This window comes from Pseudomonas sp. LBUM1676 (genome assembly GCF_059695605.1).
In genome coordinates this window covers 4,110,401-4,131,885 of the sequence record NZ_CP166777.1, presented here as the reverse complement: position 1 = coordinate 4,131,885, position 21,485 = coordinate 4,110,401, and the positions used below count along the sequence as shown (strand labels likewise).

The following is a 21,485-nucleotide window of genomic DNA, read 5'->3' as shown; positions in this document are numbered from 1 at the left end:
CGTGCCTTGGGCGTTGTGCGACTCGAACACGTTATGATAGGCAGCCGCGCGATCAACGCTTCACATCCGCCCCCGGAGTCAGCCCCTGCAATGCCCCAGATCAGCCATTACCAATCCCCCTGTCCAGAGCCGGTCAACAGTCAGATCCTGCAAATGGTCGTCGACTACCTGACTGATATCAGCATGGTCGCGATCCCGCCGAGCAACCTGTTGTACAACATCTATCAATACGCGATCGGCTATGAGGTGCACCTCTATCTGGAGGCCTTGAACGGGGCGAAAGGGATTGCCGTGGAGTTGCTGGTCGCGACCGACGATGACGACCCGCAGAAGGTTGTCGGCTTTTTGCTGTACCTGCCGGTCAAGGACGATCCCGAAGCGTGTGGCGTGGCGTATATGGCGGTGCATGCCAGTCATCGGCGCCAGGGTATCGCCCGGCGCATGGTGCGCGAGATGGTCGGCCGTTATCCCCATGCGGAGCTGACCTGCGCGGTGGCCAAGGTGCCGTATTTCGAGTCGATGGGCTTTGAGGTGGTCGGCGTGCGCGGGACTCAGGTGCTGATGAACACCCGTGATCATGTGAGTGACGGGTTGATGGGGCTGCTGGATGTGGCGTCGATCTACAGCTCGCTGGAGGTGCGGCAGATTCATACCTACCTGCTGCACAAACACGGCAAGCGGGCGATGCTCGATGCGGAAAAACAGCGGGATCGGCATCTGGACCAGATGACCCGCAAGGCGCATGAGTTTGTGCGCGGGCGACTGGAGAAATCCGATTAACTACTGTGGGAGCGAGCCTGCTCGCTCCCACTGGGGATACGGGTTGGTTTTATAGAAAGTGCAAAGCCCGGTCAAAAATGCCGGGCTTTTTGTTGTTCTGGAATTCGTACAGATAAAAAAGAGCCTCAACGCTCTTTGATGGGGAGGTAGAAGAGCCCTTGAGGCTCAAGATGCGCATGAAGCAAGTGGTGAGCTTGTTGGGGTTCAGTGCACTCACCACTTACGCAACGGCTTGCACCAACAAGCGGCTGCGCACAATCATCGTAGGAAGATGGGGTTTGGCACTCAAGTACCGCTAGTCGAATGCGGGTTCAGGCATCGCCGCCGGGGGCCTTTGCCGCACTTCTTTGAACCATGCCGACGATGGTTTCGAACAGTTCTTCCTGCGCCTGCCCGGAAGTGATTTCTCCATTCGCCGCAGCATGGGACAGGGCCTCGGCGGCACCGAGCATTGCCCGCAATCCCGCGGCCCTGATCTCACCCGTGCCAGCGAAGGGGGAGAGCGCGACTCGGCACTTGTCGAGGAAGATCGCTTCGTACTCGCGCTTGATCTTCTCCAGTTCCGGCGAGCTGGCCAATGCCGCGATCACGCCGGGGATCTCGTTGCCCTGATGCAGCACACAGTCGACGTATGACGATGCGATCACCCTGGCGGTGCCGGACAATGTTTGTTCGCTGCTCTGAAGTGCGGCATCCATCAGTGCGGTCTGGCGCGCGTCGAAGTCCTGATAGAGCGCTGCCAGCAACCCCGGACGCGTGGCGAAGTGGTCGTAGACCACCGGCTTGGTAATCCCGGCCTGTTCGGCGAGCCGTCCCAGGGTCAAGGCGTCCGTACCTTCTTCCCGAACGAGTTGCCAGGCGACGTCGAGCAGCTGACGTTGACGATCTTCGCGAGACATGCGGCGTCTTGGTGTCGGGTTCATATAGGTGGTTGACTTTGCTATGTACCAAAAGTAACTTAATGATCGTAACTTACCAAAAGTATATAGAGTTCGCCTTGTGCGCTCAATCAGGAGTTTCCACCATGCATGCGCTTATCGTTGTCGCTCATCACGATCCTCGTTCGCTCACCCATGGCGTGGCTGCACAGATCGCCGCGGGTCTGGCGCAGGCCGACCCCGACAATACAGTGGAAATTGCCGATCTGAGCGCCGAAGGCTTCGAGCCCAGGTTCGGCGCCGCTGACCTGGCGGTCCATCACCGGGAAGCGCCGCCCCCGGCCGATGTACTGGCCGAACAAGCGCGGATCGATCGCGCCGATGCGCTGGTGCTGGTGTATCCCGTCTATTGGTGGTCGATGCCGGCGCTGCTCAAGGGCTGGATCGACCGGGTGTTCGCCAACGGCTGGGCGTTCGATTTCAGTGCCGACAAACTGGAAAAGAAGCTTGGCCATATGCGTGTTCACCTGATCGGAGTGGGCGGTGCCGACGCCGGAACCTATGCCCGTCACGGTTATGGCAGGGCCATGCACACGCAGATCGATCACGGGATTTTTGATTATTGTGGCGCGCGCGTGCTGACCTCCGAACTGCTGCTCGAATCGGAAACCCGGGACCCGGCCATTCATCTGGATGCCGCGCGCGTCTTGGGGCGCGAGCTCTTCGCGGCATCCAGGGACCTCGATCCGGTTACCGCTGTGCGCCCGGCCAGCCCGCCCGCCGCAAGGCTTTGAGCAGCGTTTCGGCATCCAGCCCCGGTACTGCATGGCCATTGCCTTCGGCCGTGTCGCTGGCGAGCAAGGCATTGATGATCGCTTCCTCCACGGCTTCGGTGGCGGCCAGGAACAGCTCGCTGATGTGGTCGTTGTTGACCATGCTCAGGTTGTCGCAGGTCGGCGCGCGCTTGCTTTCATAAGCGGCCGGCGGCATGTGATTGCCGGTGGCGAAGGCGATGAAGATGTCACCGCTGTGGTCTTCATTGCCGCCGCCGGTGCGGGCCAGGCCGAGGCTGGCGCGTTGTGCCAGGCGCGTGCATTGATGCGGCAGCAACGGCGCATCGGTGGCCAGGCAGACGACGATCGAACCCATGCCCGGATGCGGCAGGGACGCCTTGAGGAACGGCGAGTCGGCCTGTTCCATGTAGCGCCCGACCGGGTAGCCGTCGACGCGCAATTCGTGGCGGATGCCGTGGTTGGCCTGGACAATGGCGCCGACGGTCCAGCCGCCCTGGGCACTGTTCAAACGTCGCGAAGCGGTGCCGATCCCGCCCTTGAATTCGTGACAGATCATGCCGCTGCCACCGCCGACCGCGCCCTCGTTGACGGGACCGCCCTGCGCAGATCCCAGGGCTTGGGCCACGTGTTCAGGTTTCACATGGAAGCCGTTGATGTCGTTGAGCAGGCCGTCGAAGGTTTCCAGCACCACGGGCATGTTCCAGTAAAGCCGTCCGTCATCCGGCTGCTGCTCGCGGTCCAGCACAATCAGCGCATCACGCACCACGCCCAGGCTGTGGGTGTTGGTGAAGGCGATCGGGCTGGTCAGCAGGCCGGCCTCGCGAATCCATTCCAGCCCCGTGGCGTCGCCGTTGCCGTTGAGCACATGGACCCCGGCGAAACACGGTTGCAGGCTGGTCGAGCCGGGGCGCGGCTCGATCAGTGTGACGCCGGTCAGGATGTCACGGCCGGTGGCGGTGCGTCCTCGCACATTGCTATGGCCGACCCGCACGCCGGGCACGTCGGTGATGGCGTTGAGCGGGCCGGGTTGCAGTTGGCCGAACTGGATGTTCAGGTCGCGGGCACGTGGTTTCATTGATTTTCTCGTCTTCAATGTGTGGCAGATAAAAGTGGGCTTGCTAATCAATTCCCGTCAGCGCGGAACCTGTGGGAGCGAGCTTGCTCGCGATGGGGCCGTGACATTCAACATTGATGGCGACTGATCCACCGCTATCGCGAGCAAGCTCGCTCCCACATCGGCTACGGTGGACTCACTGACCGTTTTTGACCTTGCTCCAGATCCGCGTCCGCACGCGCTCGGTAGCGGGCGGCAAGGGCTGGAGGGTGAACAGCGTGGCCATGGCCTCGGCGGATGGATACACCGCCGGGTTGTTGCGGGTCGCTTCGGCCACCAGCGGTGTCGCGCGGCGGTTGCCGTTGGGGTAGGACAGGTGATCGCTGACCGGGGCAATGACTTCGGGGCGCATCAGGTAGTCGATGAAGGCCAGGCCCTGTTGCGGATGCGGCGCGTCCTTGAGCAGCACCAGTGTGTCAAACCACACCGACGCGCCTTCCTTGGGCAGGCTGTAGGCGATCTTCACGCCGTTTTTGGCTTGTTCGGCGTTGGTTTTGGCTTCCAGCATCGCCCCGGACCAGCCCACCGCGACGCAGATGTTGCCGTTGGCCAGGTCGCTGATGAACTTCGACGAGTTGAAGTAGGCGATGTGCGGACGCAACTTGAGCAACAACGCTTCGGCCTTCTTGTAATCTTCGGGGTTGGTGCTGTTGGGCGGCAGGCCGAGGTAATGCAGGGCGACCGGCAGCATTTCCGCAGGCGAGTCGAGCATGGCCACGCCACACTCGCCGAGCTTGGCCAGGTTCGCTTCGTTGAACACCAGCTCCCAGGAATCCACCGGCGCTTTGTCGCCCAGTGCAGTGCGGACTTTATCGACGTTGTAGCCGATCCCGTTGGTCCCCCACAGGTAAGGCACGGCGTACTGGTTGCCCGGATCGTTGGTGGCCAGTTTCGCCAACAGCTCGGTGTCCATGTCCTTGAAATCCGGCATCTGGTTGCGGGGCAGCGGTGCCAGGGCACCGGCCTTGATCAGGGTCGGCAGGCTGAAGTTGCTGGCCACCACCACGTCATAGCCGCTGCGGCTGGTGAGCAATTTTCCTTCGAGCACTTCGGCACTGTCGAAGGTGTCGTAGACCGGTTGGATTCCGGTGTCACGCTTGAAATCCTGCAGGGTCGTGGGACCGATGTAGTCATACCAGTTGTACACGTGAACCGTGGGCCCGTCGGCCGCAATGGCCGTCAGCGAGACGCCCAGGCAGGCGCTCAGTCCAAGATTGATATACGAGCGGTGACGACTCATGATGCGGCACTCCTGGCCTGCTGCAGGCCGGTGATGAACAGGTGCTTGCAGCGTATCGGCAGGCAAGTTGCTCACCCATTCCCATCATGGGTTACTCGAAAGGGGTAGTGCGTGGACGCGTTGTTGAAAGAGTTACCGGTGCACCAGGGGCTGGCGCGGGTCTTTGCCGTGTTGGGCCAGGACGGTTTCTGGCGTGCGCTGGTCGATACCCTGCGCCTGCTGGTGCCGCTGGACAACGCGCTGGTCGCGGTGATGCGGGCGGGGCGGGTGCCGCGCCTGCTGATTGATTTCGACTCCAAGGGTAGCGGCGACGAGCATGAGGAACTGGCGGACTACAGCGCCGGCATGTACCTGCTCGATCCGTTTTACCAGGCCGCCTGCGCGGGTATCGCCGACGGCTTGCACAGCCTCGAATCGCTGGCACCGGATCAGTTCCAGCACAGCGAGTACTACCTGAGCTACTTCCGCTCGGTGGTGGGCGGTGACGAGTTGCAGTTCATGGTCAACATCGACGGCGCCGTGCTCGGTTTATCCCTGGGACGCTCGACGCGCTTCAGCCATGAAGAGCAGGGGCGTTTGCTCTGCGTGCGCGATTGGGTGCTGGCGGCGATGCGCCGGCACCTGCAACTGCTGCCGCCGGAAGGGCCGGTGACGGAGGCGGTGGCCGGGGATCTGGCAACCTTGCTGGACCGCTTCGATGCACGGTTGACGGTGCGCGAAGTCGAAACGGCACGGCTGATTCTCCAGGGCTTTTCCAGCAAGGCGATTGCCCAGCAACTGAGCATCTCCCCGGAAACGGTGAAGGTGCATCGGCGCAATCTCTATCACAAGCTCAATGTGAACGGGCATGGGGAGTTATTTGCGCTGGTGTTGCGGCCGCGTTGAGCCGATGCGGCCCGCAACTCACCGGTTCAGCGCCGATCCATTGTGGGAGCAGTACTCAATCCTCCAACCTGAACACCAACGCCTTCAACCCACACTCAACATCCGCATCCGGAAACTCCGGCGGGTTCTCCAGCCGCTGCTCGAAGCGCAGGCTCGGCGCTTCGCGCATCACCCCGTCGATCAGGAAATTCGCCCCGAACGCCGGGTCGTTCATGCAAGCCAGCACCGTCCCCTGAGGGCTGAGCAATTCCGGCAGACGGCGCAACACGCGCTGGTAGTCCTTGGTCAGCAGAAAACTGCCTTTCTGAAAGGACGGCGGATCGATGATCACCAGGTCGTACGGGCCCTTGCCGATCACCTTGCCCCAGGACTTGAACAGGTCATGGCCGAGAAACGTCACTTTGCCCAGGTCGTGCCCGTTCAGTCGGTGGTTGTCGCGCCCACGGCTCAGGGCCGGGCTGGACATGTCCAGATTGACGACGTGGTCGGCGCCACCCTCGATGGCCGCCACTGAAAAGCCGCAGGTGTAGGCGAACAGATTCAACACCCGCTTGCCCCGGGCATTGGCCCGCACCCAATCACGGCCGTAGCGCATGTCGAGGAACAGGCCGGTGTTCTGTTTGCGCCCAAGGTCGACGCGATAGCGCAGGCCGCCCTCGGTGATGGTCATGTCCTCGATCGCATCGCCGAGCAGCCATTCAGTGGTGCTTTGCAGCAGATAGCGATGCTGCAACGCCAGGGTATGTGCGCCGGATGTCGCCCATTCAGGCGACTGAGTGACTTCCAGCAGCCGCTGTTTCAACGCCTCCAGTTGCGCCGTTTCGGGTTCCTTGAACAGCGACACCAGCACCACACCTTGCAACCAGTCGACCGTCAATTGCTCCAGCCCCGGCCAGCAACGACCGCGGCCATGGAACAGCCGGCGGGTTTCTACCGGGGCGGCTGCCAGGGCCTTCAGCAAATGATCCTGGAGGGTAAAGAGGGCGTCTGAGTTCATCGGGCTGGGTCGGCAAGAAGTTGGGGCGGCATTCTAAACACAAATGCCCCCGCTCGATGCAGTGACAGGAGAAAACCGGCGGCACCTGTTCTGGGAGTTATCACGTTTAATTTAACTTTACGTGAGGATTTGGCGATCTGTCGGCTCACATACTCGGCGCCAATCATCAACCGCCGGGAACGCATCATGTCACCGCCACCTGTTTCATCCCATCCTCGCTGGCTACGCCTGACCCATTGGCTCAATGCCCTGGCGGTGCTGGTCATGGTCACCAGCGGTTGGCGGATCTATAACGCATCGCCGCTTTACGATTTCAGTTTTCCCGCCTCGATCACCCTGGGTGGCTGGCTCGGCGGTGCATTGCAATGGCACTTCGCGGCGATGTGGTTGCTCGCCATCAACGGTCTCGTCTACCTGATCATCAACCTCTTCAGCGGGCGGCTGAAACGGCGCTTTTTTCCCGTCTCACCCAAAGGTGTCCTGCATGACCTGTGGGCCGCGTTGCGGGGGCGGTTGGGGCATGCCGACCTGAGTCGTTACAACCAGGTGCAACGGGTGGCGTACCTGTTCGTGATGGTCGATATCGCGATGCTGGTGATCTCCGGGCTGGTGTTGTGGAAGTCCGTGCAGTTCCCGCTGTTGCGTGAGTTGCTGGGCGGCTACGAAAGTGCGCGGCATGTGCACTTCATCGCGATGGCGTTGTTGGTGGCTTTCGTCGCGGTTCATCTGCTGATGGTCGCACTGGTTCCAAAAACGTTGTGGGCCATGATTGTCGGCCGCAAGGAGCCGGTATGAAAAAGCCCATCGAAGGCTCGGGGCTGGACGAGGCGTCCATCCTGACCGACGCCCGAAAAATCATTGCGCCGCAGATCGAGGATCGCTCCCGTCGCTCCTTCCTGCTGCGCGGCGTGACCCTCGGCGGCGTGGCCATGCTGTCCGGCTGCAACCTGACCGACAACGACAGCGTCGAGACCGCCCTGTCCTCCATGTCCCGGTTCAACGATCGGGTGCAGGGCTGGCTGTTCAACCCCAACGCGTTAGCGCCGACCTATCCCGCGTCGATGATCACCCGGCCGTTTCCCTTCAATGCCTTCTACGGCATCGATGAGGCACCGACGGTGGAGGAGGAGAGTTATCGACTGGAAGTGACCGGACTGGTTGCCGACAAGCGCAGCTGGCGCCTCGAAGAGCTGCGGGCCATGGCGCAGAACGAACAGATCACCCGGCACATTTGTGTCGAAGGCTGGAGCGCTATCGGGCGCTGGGGAGGCGTGCGCTTCAGCGACTTCCTGAAACGGGTCGGTGCCGACACCGATGCCAAATATGTCGGCTTCAAATGTGCCGACGACTATTACACCAGCATCGACATGGCCACTGCGCTGCACGCGCAGACCCTGTTGGCGCTGACCTACGACGGCGCGGTACTGCCTCGCGAGTACGGCTTCCCGATGAAGCTGCGCATGCCCACCAAGCTGGGCTACAAGAACCCCAAACACATTCAGGCGATTTTCGTCAGCAACACCTACAGCGGCGGCTACTGGGAAGACCAGGGCTACAACTGGTTCGGTGGCAGCTGACGGCGCCCGGCAATTTTACTGTGCAGTTCACGCTGCGCTCATCCGCAACCTGTGATTCAAAGGAGTTTCATCATGAAAATGTTAACCACCGCTGTACTGTCGATGTGCCTGGCAACGGGTGCCGCCAGCGTGTTTGCTGCCGATGCCATGAGTAACGACAGTATGAGCAAGGACTCGATGTCCAAGGACGCAATGAAAAAGGACGCCATGTCCAAGGATTCAATGAGTAAGGACGCGATGAAGAAGGACGCCATGTCCAAGGATTCCATGAGCAAGGACGCCATGAAAAAAGACGCCATGTCCAAGGACGCCATGAGCAAGGACCGCATGGCACAGTAATTCGAACATTGTTATTCACGGGCTATCGCTTGTAGCCCACGCGAAATTTGTCGCTTGCCTGTATCAAAAATGAATTTCCGCCGAGTCCGCTGCTCATACCTGTAAGCAGCGGATTTGAGGCCGCAAAATCATTTACGCAATCAGGGAGTGGTACAGTCATGAGTCCAGTATCGACAGCGGGCGAGTCGCTTCCTGGCGGGTTGATTCTTGTAGTTGAGGACGACCCGTTGATTCTGGAGTTTCTCTGCGAAATTCTTCAGGAAGAAGGGTTTGTGGTTCAGCCGCAGGCCAGTGCAGACGCCGCATCAGCCTATCTGGAAGGACATTCCAGTGAAGTGCGGCTATTGCTGACGGACATCACCATGCCAGGCAAGCTCAATGGAGCGGATCTGGCCAACGATTTCGGTGACCGCTGGCCGGACAAGCCGATCATGATCATGTCCGGTTTCGAAACCCCGGAATCTTCCGGGGTGCGGCATCAGGTGTCGTTCATCAAGAAACCTTGGGCGCTCGGGCAATTGCTCGATTGTGTGCAAAGTGCATTGTCGAGTCGGTCTCTGTAGGGGCTGGCGCGGGTGGTGTACATTGGCCTGAAATCCCGTCTGCCCCTTGCGAAAGGAAGTCGCTCTTGTCCGCTCACGACTCCGTCTTCAACACCCCTTACCGCGCTTTTCTCTTCGACATGGATGGCACCGTCCTCAACTCCATCGCCGCCGCCGAGCGGATCTGGACCGCCTGGGCCTTGCGCCATGGGGTTGATGTCAAGTCCTTCCTGCCGACCATCCATGGCGCCCGCGCCATCGACACCATCCGTCGTCTGGCGTTGTCCGGGGTGGATGCCGAGGCTGAAGCGGCGTTTATTACTGCGGCAGAAATCGAGGATGTCGACGGCATTGTCGAGGTGGCCAGCGCGGCGAACTTCCTGAAGTCCTTGCCGGCCAACCAATGGGCCATCGTTACCTCTGCACCCCAGGCGTTGGCGCTGCGGCGTATGGCGGCGGCGGGGATACCGCAACCTGAGGTGATGGTTACGGCCGAAGATGTCAATGCTGGTAAACCTGATCCTGCGGGGTATCGACTGGCTGCACAGCGGCTGGGCGTGGAAGTGACTGATTGCCTGATATTCGAAGATGCCACGGTGGGGATTCTAGCGGCCGAAGCGGCGGGGGCGGATCTGGTGGTGATGACGTCGACCCATGTTCATCCGATCGATACTGCCCATGCGACGCTGATCAGCTATGAAACGGTGACCGCAGTAGTGGAACCCGACGGCCAGCTCCGCCTCCACACAATCTAATGGTGGGAGCGGCGGTGCGGCGATCCGACTTGCTCGCGAAGGCGGTGTGTCAGGCAGCATCAATGCCGGCTGATACACCGCCTTCGCGAGCAGGCTCGCTCCCACAGGGGGATCTGTGAGTGGTTAGTAAACCCCGGGAATCAACCGCCAGCTACGGGCGCAATAAGCCTCGTATTCACTGCCGAACTGCGCCCGCAACAGCGCCTCTTCGGCGTGAATGCGCGCAATCAACGGGATCATTGTCAGCGCCGCCAGCAACAGGCCGACGCCCGAGCGAAATGCCAGCGCCCAACCCACGGCAGTGATCAACATCCCGAGATAGCTGGGGTTTCGCAGGTTACGATAGATCCCGTCCGTGACCAGACGATGCCCCGGTTGGATCGCGACCAGCCCGCTGAAGCGTTTTCCCAGCACGAACACCGGCCACAGCCGCAGCGTCCCGCCGATGATGAACAGCAGGGCGCCGAGCCAGCGAACGCCTTCGCCACCGAAGGTCCAGAAGTCGATCCGGTCGGTGTAGGCCGGTAGGAAACCGCTCAATACGCCGATCAACCCGAAGGCCGCAAGCACCCAGCGATTGGCCCGGTCTTCACGTTCGCCGGAGCTCAGGTTGACCTCGGTAAACAGGGAGGCGATCGCCATTACCAGGGTTGCCAGGACAATGACCAGCAGCGGCGCATGGGAGAAAAATGCGCTAAAGCCGCCAAGCCCCCAAACGGCGAGCCCGAGGTAGGCGAGGGTAGTGACGATGGCGAAAAACGCGAGGCTGGCGGAAATTTTCATGAGCACCCCACACAGGGAACTGACCCATCATTGAGTGTAGAAGCTGCGGTGCGGCGATTCGGCTTGCCAGCGAAGGCGCTTTTACAATCAATGCATGCCTCAGGCCCGATCGCCAGCAAGCCGGCTCCTACAGGGGCGCGGTGTCGGTTCTGGCATTGCGCCGAATCACCTGCGGCGGTTGCCCGAACGCACGAAGGAACGCTTCGCGCGCGCCGACGGTCGCTGAAGCCGGTCTCGACGGCGATCTGATCGAGGTTCAGGCGTCCGCGCTCCAGCAACTGCCGAGCGGCTTCCAGGCGCAGGTTCTCGATCGCCTTGGCCGGCGACTGACCGGTTTCGGCGCGAAAGGCCCGGCTGAATTGCCGCGGGCTGAGGCGCGCCACGTCCGCCAGTTGCTCCACCGACAAAGCCTCGGCGAGGTGTTCCCGGGCATAGCCGAGCACGCTCTGGATGCGGTCGGATTTCGGTTCCAGCTCCAGCAGGGCCGAATGCTGCGACTGGCCACCCGCGCGGCGGTGGTACATCACCAGCTTCTGTGCCACGGAGCGGGCCAGTTCGGCTCCGTGGTCCTTTTCGACCATGGCCAGCGCCAGGTCGATGCCGGCGGTCATGCCGGCGGACGTCCAGATCGAGCCGTCGATGACGTAGATGCGGTCTTCTTCGACCTTGATCGACGGGAACCGCGCTTGCAATTCCCGGGCGTACGCCCAGTGCGTGGTGGCCCGGCGACCGTCCAGCAGGCCGGCCTGGGCCAGGACGAAGGCACCGGAGCAGATCGACGCCGTGCGGCGTGCGGTCTTGACGCTGGCGCGCAGGTAGTTCAACACCCCCTGCGGTGCCTGCTGCAGGATGGCATCACCGCCGACCACGATCACCGTATCGAACACCCGCTCGCCGAATGCTTCGGTGCCGACACTCAGGCCGCCGGAGGCGCGCAACGTGCGGCCATCCTCGGACAGCACGCTGACCTCGTAAAGCGCTTCGCCAGCACTGAAGTTGGCGTACTCGAACACCGGCATGGCCGCCAGCGCCATCGACTGGAAACCTTCAAAAACGACAAATGCCACGGTAGTCATTGCCAGGTCCTCAAAGGTCATGTCCTGAAAACGTAGTTTAAACGTCATTTGCGACGAGCGTGAGTCAATCTATAACGGTTCACACCTGGCGAATCTATCGTCTCACTGTGAAGGAAAATCGACATGGCTCTCTCATCCAAAGGCACCGCATTGATCACGGGCGCATCTTCGGGCATCGGCGCGGTCTATGCCGAACGTCTCGCCCGGCAAGGTTACGACCTGATTCTGGTCGCCCGCAGCCGTAGCAAGTTGAACGCCCTGGCCAACCGTCTGAGCAACGAAGCCGGGTGCGCCGTGGAAGTGGTCACGGCCGATTTGAAAGACAGGGCCGACCTGCTGCGGGTCGAAGAGATTCTGCGCCACGACGCGAGCATAACCCTGCTGGTCAACAACGCCGGGGTCGGCGGCGTCATGCCGTTGCTGGGAAGTCCCGTGGACGACATGGAAGAGATGATTACCCTCAACGTCACCGCGTTGACGCGTCTGGCGTATGCGGTGGTGCCAGGCTTCGTCGCCCGCGGCACCGGGACTGTGATCAACATCGCCTCGATCGTCGCCATTGCCCCGGAAATTCTCAACGGCGTGTACGGCGGGACCAAGGCCTTCGTCTTGGGCCTCAGTCAATCGATGCATCACGAACTGGCCGATAAGGGCGTCCGCATCCAGGCGGTATTGCCCGGCGCCACGGCCACCGACTTCTGGAGCGAGGCCGGCAACCCGGTGGAGAACCTGCCGCAAGAGATCGTGATGTCCGCCGAGGACATGGTCGACGCCGCGCTGGTTGGCCTGGCGCAAGGCGAGGTGGTGACCATTCCCGGCCTGCATGACGGCGAGCAGTGGGATCGTTACGAAACCCAGCGCAAAACCCTGTCCGGATTGTTTGGCAATTCCACGGCGGCGCCGCGTTATCGCTGAGACGCGGGGGCAGGGTGAACTAAGCTTGGGTAAGGTTCGTTCACCAGCGGCTCGTTGAACACCTCGACGAGCCGAGGGCCTGCCAAAGGGAGCCACCATGCTTCACATCAGAACGCCCTTGATTCTGCACCCGGGCCTGTCGACACCGACCCGGCGCATCTGGCTCAAGCTGGAAAACCTGCAACCCAGCGGTTCGTTCAAACTGCGCGGCATGGGCCTGCTGTGCAGCCAGGCCAAGGCCCAGGGCAAACGCAAAGTGGTGTGCCCTTCCGGTGGCAACGCCGGTTTCGCCACCGCCGTCGCCGCCGCCAGCCTGGGCCTGAAAGCCTGCATCGTGGTGCCGCATACCACCCCGGAGGCCACCCGCGCCAGAATCCGCAAGACCGGTGCCGAAGTGATCGTGCATGGCAAGGTCTGGGACGATGCCAATCAAAAGGCCCTGGAGCTGTCACAGAGCGCCCATACCGAATACGTGCCGGCCTTTGATCATCCGGTGTTGTGGCAAGGGCACAGCAGCATGATCGATGAAATCCTCGAGGACTGTCCTCAGGTCGATGCGCTGGTGACCTCGGTGGGCGGTGGTGGTTTGCTGGCGGGTATTCTCACCGGCTTGATCCGCCATGGCCGCATGGACTGCCGGATCGTCGCCTGCGAGACCCAGGGGGCGGCGTCCTTTTCAGCGGCGCTGGCGGCCGGGCATCCGGTCAGATTGCCGCGAATCGACACCGTCGCCACCTCGCTCGGCGCGGCTCAGGTCGCTGCCTGGCCGGTGCAGCACATCCTCGATTTTGCTCACGAATGCGTGGTGCTCAGCGATGACGAAGCAATCATGGGCGTGGTGCGTTATGCCAACGACCTGCGGCAGTTGGTCGAACCGGCGTGCGGGGTTTCGTTGGCGATCGGCTACCTGGATCATCCGGCCATTGCCGGCGCCCGGGACGTGGTGATCGTGGTGTGCGGCGGGGTGAGTATCAGTGCGCAGACGGTTGCCGGTTGGGCGCGCCTGTCCACGGCGAGCGAAAAGTAGTGTGAAGCGAAGGCAGGGCCGGAAATGCCATTGAGGTTTCACCAGCCCCACCGCGACGTTTTCAGCTGTTATTGACCGGCAGGCGTGCCTTCCTGAACCAGGATGGCTCGGGCCAGCTCTTCATCGCTTGCCTTCAGGCCAGGGTTGTTCTGACGAACCTGCTGCAATACCGACTCCAGGTAGACCCCGCGAATCGTGCCGCCACTGGCCACGAAGCTGGAGGCATCATCCCGGGCGGGAATCATCATTTTGTCGTCCTTGAAGGTCGAATACAGGGACGCGGAAAGACCGGCCGAGGTGGCGACATCGCCTGCATCCACATCGGCCAGGGCCGAACCGACGGGCAAGCAAAGCACTAGCGAGGAGATGAGAAACAGACGGCGCATGACGGAGTCCTCCGAAAGCATGAAGCGTAAAGGAAGTACTACGTAGTTTAGGATGCCTGACGGTACGCAGGAGTTCCTTGCCGCACAAATAATCACTTCGACCAATAAACGCGGATCTGCCAGTTTCGCCTCGCAGCAGGCGCGGGCCGGAGCATGGCCGGTGGGCACCCAGGCATCCCACACGGCGTTCATCGCCGCGAAATCTGCCATGTCGGCGAGCCAGATGGTGGTGTGCAGCGGCTTCCTTGAGCAAGGCATCGACCCGCGCCAGCGCGTCGCGGGTCTGGTCGGCGACGTTGTGCTGCGGCTCGCCGACTTGTCCGGCCAGATACAAGGTATTGCCATGGATGACGATCTGGCTCATCCGTTGATTGGTGTGTTTGCGCTCGATGGTGTACATCAATTGCTCTCCTGTTAAAGGGCGCCGTTCAGAAGCGTTGCACGGAAAAACTGTCCAGCCATTGCGGGGCCTTGCCGGCGATGCAGTCGGCGACCAATTGGCCGGTGGCGCCGGCCAGGGTCAGGCCCAGGTGCTGGTGGCCGAAGGCGTAGATCAGCCGTGGCTCGTTGGGTGACGGGCCGATAACCGGCAGCGAGTCGGGCAGGGAAGGGCGGAACCCGAGCCATTGGCGCGCGACCGGTTCTGTCAGGCCCATGACCCGGCGCACGTGACGTTCCAGGTAAGCGAAACGCGCGGGATTGGCCGGGTCCCTGATCGAACCGAGTTCCACCGTGCCCGCCACCCGCAACCGTCCGGCCATGGGTGTCATGTAGAACGCACTTTCCACCGGACAGCATGGGCGGTTGAGCAAGGTGTCCTGCAGGTCGAATTCGATGTGATAGCCACGCTCGGTATCCAGCGGGATGTGGTCCCCGACCTGACGTGCCAGTGCCGCGGACCAGGCGCCGCCGCACAGCACGACGCGATCCGCGCGATAGGCCTGGCCTTCGGCGCTCGACAAGTGCAGGCCGTCGGTCTGGCGTTGCACGCCGGTGATCGTCGCCTGATGCAAGGCGCCTTCGGCCACCAGGGGAGCCGCCAACGCTTCAATGAAGGCGCGCGGGTCATCCATGTGCGACGACTCGGGAAACAGAATGCCGGCCACCGCTTTGCCCGCCAGCGCCGGTTCCAGTTGTTCGACATCCGCCGCGTTCAGGACTTGCTGGGCGATCCCCAGGGAGCGGCGCAATTCGATGGCCGCCTGGGCGCCGGCGAATCCTTGCGCGGTGCCGTAGGCGTAGAGGCAACCGTTATGACGCAAATGCCGATCGGCCTGCGGGCAGTCGGCCAGCAATGGGGCATAACCGCTGTAGGTGTGTTCGAGAATTTTTGTCAGCGCCAGGGTATTGGTTTCGCACCGGGAGGCACGGCATTCATTGAGAAACCGCAACAGCCAGGGCATCAGCCGCGGCAGGCGCGCCCAGTTGATGACGAAGGGCGACTCCTTCGAAAACAGCAGCGATGGAATGGCCTTCAACAGGGCGGGCTGGGCAATCGGCATTACGCCGTAGGGCGCGAGGGTGCCGGCATTGCCGTAGGACGCGCCGCTGGCAATGGCGTCGCGCTCAAGCAGCAACACCCGATAACCCTGGCGGCGCAGCCAGAGTGCGGTGGCGACCCCGACCACCCCGGCGCCGATAACGGCGATTTCGCAATGAACTGGCTGTGTCATGTTCCTCAGATCCGGTTGTGCATATAGAGATGACCCTGGCGCGCCAATTGACTGATGACGTTCAAGGCTTTGATCAGATGGTCCCGTGACAGGGCCGCCGAGATATTGATGCGCACCGCCTGCGGCGAGAGTTCCGGACGCAGGGTAAAGGCGCCACCGGCGAGCAGCACCACGCCACGGTCCTGGCACAGACGGGCAAAGCGCGATCCGGTCCAGGGCTCCGGCAGCATCAACCAGGCGTGGGTGCCGGTGGCGCTATGGCGGAACTCCAAGCCTTCAAGGTGAGTGGCCAGCAGCGCCTGGCGGATGCGCAATTCTTCGCGCTGTTCCGAAACCAGCTGGTCAGCATGACCATCCTCGATCAGCCGGGTGGCGATCAGCGCGGTCAGCGGCGAGGTGCTCCAGCAGTCGATGCGCTGCATGGCGGCGATGTCTTGCACCAGCGGCTGCGGCGCCATGACAAAGCCCATGCGCAACCCCGGGGCGATGCACTTGGACAGGGCCGAGATATAAATCGTCCGTTCCGGCATCAGCGCGGCCAGTGGTGGCGGCGATTGATCGAGCAGCGGCCGATACACGTCGTCTTCGATGACCAGCAGGTTGGTCTGGCGAATCACCGCGGCCAGCGCTTCCCGGCGCTCGGCGTCCAGGGTGATGGCGGTCGGGTTATGGATCGACGGCACCAGAAACAGCAGCCGCGGCTGGTGCTCGGCGCAGGCCACGCGCAAGGCTTCGGGCGACATGCCGCGCGCGTCGGCGTCGACGCCCACCAGGATCAGTCCCAGGGAACGGCACAAGGCATTGATACCTTGATAGGTCACGCTGTCGGCCAGCACGGTATCGCCGCTGTTGGTCAGGCTGCGCAAGGTGCTGGCGATGCCGTGCTGGGCGCCTTCGACGATCAGCATCTGCGCGGCGTCGGCCTGGACGCCGGTGTGGCGCAACCATTGCGCGGCGGCTTCACGGGCCCACAGCGGACCTTCGGAGGGGTGATAGTCCTTCATGTCGCCAAAGCGCGGGTCAGTGGAAAGACGCGGCAGCAATTGCCCCAGCACCCGATTGAAACCGTCGGTGGCCGGGCGATTGACGCTCAGGTCGACGGCGCCCGGATGGTTGCTCGGCGCCGACTGAAACTGCGCCGCCGGATGCCGTGGTTGCGCGACTTGCGTGCCACGCCCGGGGCGGCTTTCGACCAGGCCTTTTTGCTGCAACACCGCCATGGCCTTGGTCACCGTGGTGATATTGACCCCCAACGCACTGGCGAACTCGCGATGGGGCGGCAGGCGCTCGCCCGGCTTGAGCTTGCCGTTGCCGATCGCTTCGGCCAGTGAATCCGCCAATTGGGCGTACAGGGTTCCCGCCTTGTCGCGTTGCAAGGCGGCACTGGCCTTGAGTTCGTCCAGCAGTTGTTCGAATTGACTCATGGTGCTTTTATCCCTGCTTGTCATGCTCGTAGCAAGACAATAAGCAAATTTGTATTGCTTTTTAGCCGATACAAAGTCCATTGACAAGCTAAAAAACCGTGATTAGTGTGTGAGTTGTAATGCTTGTCATGCAACACAATAAGAAAATGGCTGCCATGCTCAGCCCAATGGGTACGCACATGACTATCGACACGTTCCAGCCGGGTTTGCCCTCGGCGCCCTGGCACCACCGACTTTCCAGCCTGCCAGCGGGCGGCACAGAGTATCCGGTGTGTTGTCCCCCCCGCGCAAAATCTTCGATGAAATTATCCGGTCGTTCGACCCCATCCCACACCGCGGAGGTCATTCAATGAACCACGCCGATACCCAACCCACTCAACAACGCCTCAGCGGGGCTCTGCGCCAGCGCCATATCACCATGATTTCCCTTGGCGGGATCATCGGCGCAGGTCTGTTTGTCGGCAGTAGCGCAACGATTCAGGCCATCGGCCCGGCCGCGTTCCTCAGTTATCTCGCTGCCGGCATCGTGGTGATGCTGGTGATGCGCATGCTCGGCGAAATGGCCGTGGCCTTGCCCGGTGTCGGTTCCTTCACCGAATACGCCCGAATCGGCCTGGGCAATTGGGTCGGGTTCACCAGTGGCTGGTTGTACTGGTACTTCTGGGTGATCGTGGTCGCCGTGGAAGCGGTGGTCGGGGCCAATATCCTCGAGCAATGGATACCGCTGCCGGCGTGGATGATCGGCCTGAGCCTGTTGGCGATCATGACCGCGATCAACTGCCTGTCGGTGAAGTCCTACGGCGAATTCGAATACTGGTTCGCTTCATTGAAGGTGTTCGCGATCATCGTGTTCATCTTCGTGGTCGGCGCCTACCTGTTCGGTTTCGCCCCGAGCACCAGCGACCTGTTGGGCAACCTGGTGAATGACCGCGGCTTCATGCCTTATGGGGTGAGTGCGGTACTGGCTGGGGTGCCGACGGTGATCTTCGCCGTGGGCGGCGCGGAGATCGCGACCATTGCGGCGGCGGAATCCGACGATCCCTCGAAGAACGTGGCGAACATGACCCGCTCGGTGATCTTCCGGGTCATCACCTTCTATGTCGGCTCGATTTTCCTGATCGTCTGCGTGGTGCCCTGGGGCCAGATCGTGGCCGGCCATTCGCCGTTCGTGGCGGCGCTGGAGGTCATGCACATTCCCGGCGCGGCGATGATCATGCAGGCGGTGGTGCTGGTGGCCGTGCTCTCGGCGTTGAACTCGGGGTTGTACGTGTCGTCGCGGATTCTGTTCGGCCTCAGCCAGCGCGGTGATGCTCCGGCGAAACTGTCGACCCTTACCGGCCGCAAAGTGCCAAGAGCCGCCGTGCTGCTGAGCAGCGTGATCGGCTACATCGCCATCATGGCGGCGATCATTTCTCCAGAAGGCGTGTTCCTGTTTCTGGTCAACGCCTCCGGTGCGGTGATGCTGTTCGTGTACCTGGCGGTTGCGCTGGCGCAGATCAAGGTGCGGCGTCAGGTCGAGGCCACGGCACCGGCCCGCCTGACCCTGAAAATGTGGCTGTTCCCGTGGCTGTCCTATGCTGTGGTGGCAGTGATTGCGGGTGTTTTACTGGCCATGGCATTCCAGGAATCCTTGCGCACACAGTTCCTGGCCAGCCTCGTCAGCCTGCTGGTGGTGTCCGCCGCTTATCTGATCCTCAAGCGTCGACGCCTGCAGGCGAACACGCCCCATGTCAACGCCATCGACATCCTCGCGGGTCTGCCGACGCGGTCGTAGAACTCAGGGACATCCAGCCAGGGACGGCGCTCGAATGGTAAGGCTTGTACCGGTCAAAACAATAATTTGCCAATAGGTGATCTATGTCCGACTTCAAGTTTGATACCCGGGGTTTTTCCCGACGCGGGCTGCTCAAAGCCACCGGTTACGGCTCACTGGCGGCCATGGTGGGCAGCGCCATGGGCCCGATGTCCTTCGCCTTCGCCGCGGGCAAACCGATCAAGACGGTGCGCGAGGGCTACCTGACCGCGGCCTGCCTGGGCGACATGCCCCTGGGGGCGTTGCGGGAAGGCGTGCCCGTCGGCACCGATCTGGAATTGCTCAAGATTATTGCCGATCGCCTCGAGCTCAAGCTCGAGGTGCTGACCATGGGCTTCCCGGCGGTGGTCGAAGCGGTGAGATCGGGTCGCGCCGACTGGTTCGGTGGCAACTTCGCCTGGAACCCGATGCGCTCGAAGATCCTGCTGCTGACCGACCCGGTGTTCTACACCGGCGCCTACGTGATCATGCGCGACAACGAGCCGTTCGACACCGCCATCACCGTCAACGACGTGAAGGGCCGCACCATCGGCGCCATCACCGGCTATTTCACTATCCCCGACATGAAGAAAATCGACGGCGTGAAGGAGGTCAAACTCTACGACAACACCGACTCCTGCCTGCGTGACGTGCGGGCCGGGCGTCTGGATTTCGCCGTACTGGATGCGCCGACCATCGACTACATGATCCTCCAGGACCCGAGCCTCAAGCTCAAACAGATCCCGATGTCCTACGACGAAAAATTCCCCAGCCTGACCGCCAAGTTCGAGGCGATCTGGGGCGTGCACCCGCAGCACCAGGACTTGTTCGATGGCATCAATCAGGGCCTGCGCTGGCTCAAGGCCACGAATCAGATCCAGCCGATCCTCGCCAAATACGGGATCAAGAACCCCGATTATCTGGTGCCTCCGACCAAGGACCCGCGCATCGGTGTCGACCGCGATGAGCAGGGCAACCTTATCGGGCCGTTCAAGCACCCACCGCGTGATTTCAGTCAGGCCTTTGCCTGAGTAGAGGACCTGGATCATGGCTGAATCAACCCCACTGGTGCGGATCGAGGGGCTCTACAAGTCCTTCGGCAGCCTGGACGTACTCAAAGGCATCGACCTCAACGTGCAGCAGGGCCAGAAGATCTCGCTCATCGGCCCCAGCGGCTCGGGCAAGACCACGTTGCTGCGCTGCGTCAATTACCTGGAAGAGCCGACCAAAGGCGACATTTACATCGATAACGAACTGATCGGCCAGCGCCTGGTGGACACTCGCAAAGTGCCCATGAGCGACAAGGAGCTGGCGCGGATGCGCGCCGAAATCGGCATGGTGTTCCAGCGCTTCAACCTGTTCCCGCACCTCTCGGTGCTGGACAACATCATCCTCGGCCCGCTCAAGGTGCAACAGCGCAGCCGCGCCGAAGCGGTGGAACAGGCCGAGGACCTGCTGAACAAGGTCGGCATGTTCGCCAAGCGTGATGCGTTCCCGGAACAGCTGTCGGGCGGGCAACAGCAACGGATCGCCATTGCCCGGGCGCTGGCGATGCAACCCAAGCTGATGCTGTTCGACGAGGCCACCTCGGCACTGGACCCGGAACTGGTCGGCGAAGTGCTGGGCGTGATGCGCAAGCTGGCGGAGGAGGGCATGACCATGATCATCGTGACCCACGAAATGAGCTTTGCCGAAAGCGTCTCCGATCAGGTGATCTTCATGGCCGACGGCAACATCGTCGAACAGGGGCCGCCGCGACAGATTTTCCGTGAGAGCCAGATCGACCGCACCCGCTCCTTCATCCGCGCCGTGCAGGAGCATTGATCGATGTTCGATTCGATTGCACTGAACAAAGCCATCGACATGCTCCCGTACTTTTTGAATGTGCTGGGCATCGGTGCGCTGACGACGGTCGGCCTGACGGCCGCCGCGTTTGTGGTGGCGACCCTGCTGGGGTTCTGCCTGGCGCTGATGCGCCTGTCCCGTAGTCGTGTGCTGAGCTTGATGGCCAGTGTGTACCTGGAGATCTTTCGCAACGTACCGATCCTGACCCAGCTGTTCATCCTGTACTTCGGCCTGACCTATATCGGCATCACCTTGCCGGCCATCGGTGCGGCAATTATCGGCTTCGGTCTGAACGGTGCGGCGATTCTCTCGGAAGTGTTCCGGTCGAGCATTCGCACCATCGATCGCGGGCAAAGTGAAGCGGCCTATTCCATCGGCATGACTCGCTCCCTGGCCATGCGCATGATCGTGTTGCCCCAGGCCTTCAAGGTGGCGATTCCGGGGATGGCCAACTTCGCCATCGGCCTGCTCAAGGACACCTCCCTGGCCTCGGCAGCCGCGGTACCGGAGCTGACCTTCAAGGCGCGGATGCTGGTCAGCGAAACCTACCAGACCAACCTGATCTACTTCCTGCTCGCGATGATCTACCTAGTGCTGAGCCTGGTGCTTTCCCACTGGGCGGCGCGCACCGAACGTCGTCTCAAAGTCGTCAAGGAGCATTGA

General features: G+C 61.8%; 22 protein-coding genes and 2 pseudogenes. 14 read left to right on the top strand and 10 right to left on the bottom strand.

What is annotated here, in order from left to right:
* Positions 1-90: 90 nt before the first annotated feature.
* A complete protein-coding gene (locus ACA041_RS19145) occupies positions 91-780 on the top strand; it encodes a GNAT family N-acetyltransferase (protein WP_497435801.1) in 690 nt (229 codons plus the stop codon).
* Positions 781-1,091: 311 nt separating this feature from the next.
* Here the strand turns inward: ACA041_RS19145 and ACA041_RS19140 are convergent, their stop codons facing one another.
* On the bottom strand, positions 1,092-1,679 hold the full coding sequence (locus ACA041_RS19140; RefSeq protein ID WP_497435799.1) for a TetR/AcrR family transcriptional regulator: 588 nt from the start codon (positions 1,677-1,679) through the stop codon (positions 1,092-1,094).
* 125 nt (positions 1,680-1,804) lie between these two features.
* Between ACA041_RS19140 and ACA041_RS19135 the strand changes: the two genes are divergently transcribed.
* Positions 1,805-2,452 carry an NAD(P)H-dependent oxidoreductase gene (locus ACA041_RS19135; RefSeq protein ID WP_497435798.1) on the top strand — a complete coding sequence of 216 codons (648 nt, stop codon included), beginning with the start codon at positions 1,805-1,807 and terminating at the stop codon, positions 2,450-2,452.
* Here ACA041_RS19135 and ACA041_RS19130 read toward each other — a convergent pair.
* Positions 2,409-3,527, bottom strand: a complete 1,119-nt coding sequence (locus ACA041_RS19130; protein ID WP_497435796.1) for a DmpA family aminopeptidase — start codon at positions 3,525-3,527, stop codon at positions 2,409-2,411. The genes ACA041_RS19135 and ACA041_RS19130 overlap by 44 nt on opposite strands.
* A 175-nt stretch (positions 3,528-3,702) precedes the next feature.
* Positions 3,703-4,806, bottom strand: coding sequence for an extracellular solute-binding protein (locus ACA041_RS19125; RefSeq protein WP_497435794.1), 1,104 nt, complete (start codon positions 4,804-4,806; stop codon positions 3,703-3,705).
* Between the two features lie 111 nt (positions 4,807-4,917).
* On the opposite strand from ACA041_RS19125, the gene ACA041_RS19120 reads away from it, so the two are divergent.
* Complete coding sequence (locus ACA041_RS19120) at positions 4,918-5,691, top strand: helix-turn-helix transcriptional regulator (protein ID WP_497435791.1); 774 nt, start codon at positions 4,918-4,920, stop codon at positions 5,689-5,691.
* A gap of 55 nt (positions 5,692-5,746) precedes the next feature.
* On the opposite strand, the gene ACA041_RS19115 is transcribed toward ACA041_RS19120, so the two are convergent.
* Complete coding sequence (locus ACA041_RS19115; protein WP_497435788.1) at positions 5,747-6,688, bottom strand: class I SAM-dependent methyltransferase; 942 nt, start codon at positions 6,686-6,688, stop codon at positions 5,747-5,749.
* Between the two features lie 186 nt (positions 6,689-6,874).
* Between ACA041_RS19115 and ACA041_RS19110 the strand changes: the two genes are divergently transcribed.
* From ACA041_RS19110 to ACA041_RS19090, 5 genes are all read left to right on the top strand, one after another.
* Positions 6,875-7,483, top strand: a complete 609-nt coding sequence (locus tag ACA041_RS19110; protein ID WP_497435782.1) for a cytochrome b/b6 domain-containing protein — start codon at positions 6,875-6,877, stop codon at positions 7,481-7,483.
* Positions 7,480-8,265, top strand: coding sequence for a molybdopterin-dependent oxidoreductase (locus tag ACA041_RS19105; protein WP_497435777.1), 786 nt, complete (start codon positions 7,480-7,482; stop codon positions 8,263-8,265). The genes ACA041_RS19110 and ACA041_RS19105 overlap by 4 nt, the downstream gene beginning before the upstream one ends.
* Before the next feature lie 72 nt (positions 8,266-8,337).
* Positions 8,338-8,604 carry a pentapeptide MXKDX repeat protein gene (locus ACA041_RS19100; RefSeq protein ID WP_497435774.1) on the top strand — a complete coding sequence of 89 codons (267 nt, stop codon included), beginning with the start codon at positions 8,338-8,340 and terminating at the stop codon, positions 8,602-8,604.
* Positions 8,605-8,762: 158 nt separating this feature from the next.
* Entirely contained in the window at positions 8,763-9,167 is a 405-nt protein-coding gene (locus tag ACA041_RS19095; RefSeq protein ID WP_497435769.1) for a response regulator, read from the top strand.
* Between the two features lie 65 nt (positions 9,168-9,232).
* On the top strand, positions 9,233-9,901 hold the full coding sequence (locus tag ACA041_RS19090; RefSeq protein WP_497435765.1) for an HAD-IA family hydrolase: 669 nt from the start codon (positions 9,233-9,235) through the stop codon (positions 9,899-9,901).
* 123 nt (positions 9,902-10,024) lie between these two features.
* On the opposite strand, the gene ACA041_RS19085 is transcribed toward ACA041_RS19090, so the two are convergent.
* Positions 10,025-10,684: a methyltransferase family protein gene (locus ACA041_RS19085; RefSeq protein WP_497435761.1), complete on the bottom strand. Its 660-nt coding sequence runs from the start codon at positions 10,682-10,684 to the stop codon at positions 10,025-10,027.
* Between the two features lie 127 nt (positions 10,685-10,811).
* Positions 10,812-11,760 (bottom strand): annotated as a pseudogene (locus ACA041_RS19080) (GlxA family transcriptional regulator).
* 123 nt (positions 11,761-11,883) lie between these two features.
* Between ACA041_RS19080 and ACA041_RS19075 the strand changes: the two are divergent.
* Positions 11,884-12,675, top strand: a complete 792-nt coding sequence (locus ACA041_RS19075) for an SDR family NAD(P)-dependent oxidoreductase (RefSeq protein WP_497435755.1) — start codon at positions 11,884-11,886, stop codon at positions 12,673-12,675.
* Between the two features lie 97 nt (positions 12,676-12,772).
* On the top strand, positions 12,773-13,702 hold the full coding sequence (locus ACA041_RS19070; protein WP_497435752.1) for a pyridoxal-phosphate dependent enzyme: 930 nt from the start codon (positions 12,773-12,775) through the stop codon (positions 13,700-13,702).
* A gap of 68 nt (positions 13,703-13,770) precedes the next feature.
* Here the strand turns inward: ACA041_RS19070 and ACA041_RS19065 are convergent, their stop codons facing one another.
* From ACA041_RS19065 to ACA041_RS19050, 4 genes and pseudogenes are all read right to left on the bottom strand, one after another.
* Positions 13,771-14,088 carry a DUF2388 domain-containing protein gene (locus tag ACA041_RS19065; protein WP_338922876.1) on the bottom strand — a complete coding sequence of 106 codons (318 nt, stop codon included), beginning with the start codon at positions 14,086-14,088 and terminating at the stop codon, positions 13,771-13,773.
* Positions 14,089-14,166: 78 nt separating this feature from the next.
* Positions 14,167-14,488: pseudogene (locus tag ACA041_RS19060) on the bottom strand (RidA family protein); the annotation flags it as partial.
* Positions 14,489-14,516: 28 nt separating this feature from the next.
* A complete protein-coding gene (locus ACA041_RS19055) occupies positions 14,517-15,761 on the bottom strand; it encodes an NAD(P)/FAD-dependent oxidoreductase (RefSeq protein ID WP_497435750.1) in 1,245 nt (414 codons plus the stop codon).
* A 5-nt stretch (positions 15,762-15,766) separates the two neighbouring features.
* Positions 15,767-17,185, bottom strand: a complete 1,419-nt coding sequence (locus tag ACA041_RS19050) for an aminotransferase-like domain-containing protein (protein WP_497435746.1) — start codon at positions 17,183-17,185, stop codon at positions 15,767-15,769.
* A gap of 349 nt (positions 17,186-17,534) precedes the next feature.
* Between ACA041_RS19050 and ACA041_RS19045 the strand changes: the two genes are divergently transcribed.
* The 4 genes from ACA041_RS19045 to ACA041_RS19030 all read left to right on the top strand — a co-directional run bounded on the left by ACA041_RS19045 (position 17,535) and on the right by ACA041_RS19030 (position 21,485).
* Positions 17,535-18,959 (top strand): amino acid permease, encoded by a 1,425-nt coding sequence (locus ACA041_RS19045; protein WP_497435742.1) that lies wholly within the window; start codon positions 17,535-17,537, stop codon positions 18,957-18,959.
* An 83-nt stretch (positions 18,960-19,042) separates the two neighbouring features.
* On the top strand, positions 19,043-20,008 hold the full coding sequence (locus tag ACA041_RS19040) for an ABC transporter substrate-binding protein (RefSeq protein WP_497435739.1): 966 nt from the start codon (positions 19,043-19,045) through the stop codon (positions 20,006-20,008).
* A gap of 16 nt (positions 20,009-20,024) precedes the next feature.
* Positions 20,025-20,801, top strand: a complete 777-nt coding sequence (locus ACA041_RS19035; RefSeq protein ID WP_497435736.1) for an amino acid ABC transporter ATP-binding protein — start codon at positions 20,025-20,027, stop codon at positions 20,799-20,801.
* Between the two features lie 3 nt (positions 20,802-20,804).
* Positions 20,805-21,485, top strand: a complete 681-nt coding sequence (locus tag ACA041_RS19030) for an amino acid ABC transporter permease (RefSeq protein ID WP_497435731.1) — start codon at positions 20,805-20,807, stop codon at positions 21,483-21,485.

Bases quoted from the DNA above. Each gene is read 5' to 3' on its own strand.
- ACA041_RS19145 (WP_497435801.1), top strand. From the start codon at position 91: ATGCCCCAGATCAGCCATTACCAATCCCCCTGTCCAGAGCCGGTCAAC.
- ACA041_RS19140 (WP_497435799.1), bottom strand. From the start codon at position 1,679: ATGTCTCGCGAAGATCGTCAACGTCAGCTGCTCGACGTCGCCTGGCAA.
- ACA041_RS19135 (WP_497435798.1), top strand. From the start codon at position 1,805: ATGCATGCGCTTATCGTTGTCGCTCATCACGATCCTCGTTCGCTCACC.
- ACA041_RS19130 (WP_497435796.1), bottom strand. From the start codon at position 3,527: ATGAAACCACGTGCCCGCGACCTGAACATCCAGTTCGGCCAACTGCAA.
- ACA041_RS19125 (WP_497435794.1), bottom strand. From the start codon at position 4,806: ATGAGTCGTCACCGCTCGTATATCAATCTTGGACTGAGCGCCTGCCTG.
- ACA041_RS19115 (WP_497435788.1), bottom strand. From the start codon at position 6,688: ATGAACTCAGACGCCCTCTTTACCCTCCAGGATCATTTGCTGAAGGCC.
- ACA041_RS19110 (WP_497435782.1), top strand. From the start codon at position 6,875: ATGTCACCGCCACCTGTTTCATCCCATCCTCGCTGGCTACGCCTGACC.
- ACA041_RS19105 (WP_497435777.1), top strand. From the start codon at position 7,480: ATGAAAAAGCCCATCGAAGGCTCGGGGCTGGACGAGGCGTCCATCCTG.
- ACA041_RS19100 (WP_497435774.1), top strand. From the start codon at position 8,338: ATGAAAATGTTAACCACCGCTGTACTGTCGATGTGCCTGGCAACGGGT.
- ACA041_RS19095 (WP_497435769.1), top strand. From the start codon at position 8,763: ATGAGTCCAGTATCGACAGCGGGCGAGTCGCTTCCTGGCGGGTTGATT.
- ACA041_RS19085 (WP_497435761.1), bottom strand. From the start codon at position 10,684: ATGAAAATTTCCGCCAGCCTCGCGTTTTTCGCCATCGTCACTACCCTC.
- ACA041_RS19075 (WP_497435755.1), top strand. From the start codon at position 11,884: ATGGCTCTCTCATCCAAAGGCACCGCATTGATCACGGGCGCATCTTCG.
- ACA041_RS19070 (WP_497435752.1), top strand. From the start codon at position 12,773: ATGCTTCACATCAGAACGCCCTTGATTCTGCACCCGGGCCTGTCGACA.
- ACA041_RS19065 (WP_338922876.1), bottom strand. From the start codon at position 14,088: ATGCGCCGTCTGTTTCTCATCTCCTCGCTAGTGCTTTGCTTGCCCGTC.
- ACA041_RS19055 (WP_497435750.1), bottom strand. From the start codon at position 15,761: ATGACACAGCCAGTTCATTGCGAAATCGCCGTTATCGGCGCCGGGGTG.
- ACA041_RS19050 (WP_497435746.1), bottom strand. From the start codon at position 17,185: ATGAGTCAATTCGAACAACTGCTGGACGAACTCAAGGCCAGTGCCGCC.
- ACA041_RS19045 (WP_497435742.1), top strand. From the start codon at position 17,535: ATGAACCACGCCGATACCCAACCCACTCAACAACGCCTCAGCGGGGCT.
- ACA041_RS19040 (WP_497435739.1), top strand. From the start codon at position 19,043: ATGTCCGACTTCAAGTTTGATACCCGGGGTTTTTCCCGACGCGGGCTG.
- ACA041_RS19035 (WP_497435736.1), top strand. From the start codon at position 20,025: ATGGCTGAATCAACCCCACTGGTGCGGATCGAGGGGCTCTACAAGTCC.
- ACA041_RS19030 (WP_497435731.1), top strand. From the start codon at position 20,805: ATGTTCGATTCGATTGCACTGAACAAAGCCATCGACATGCTCCCGTAC.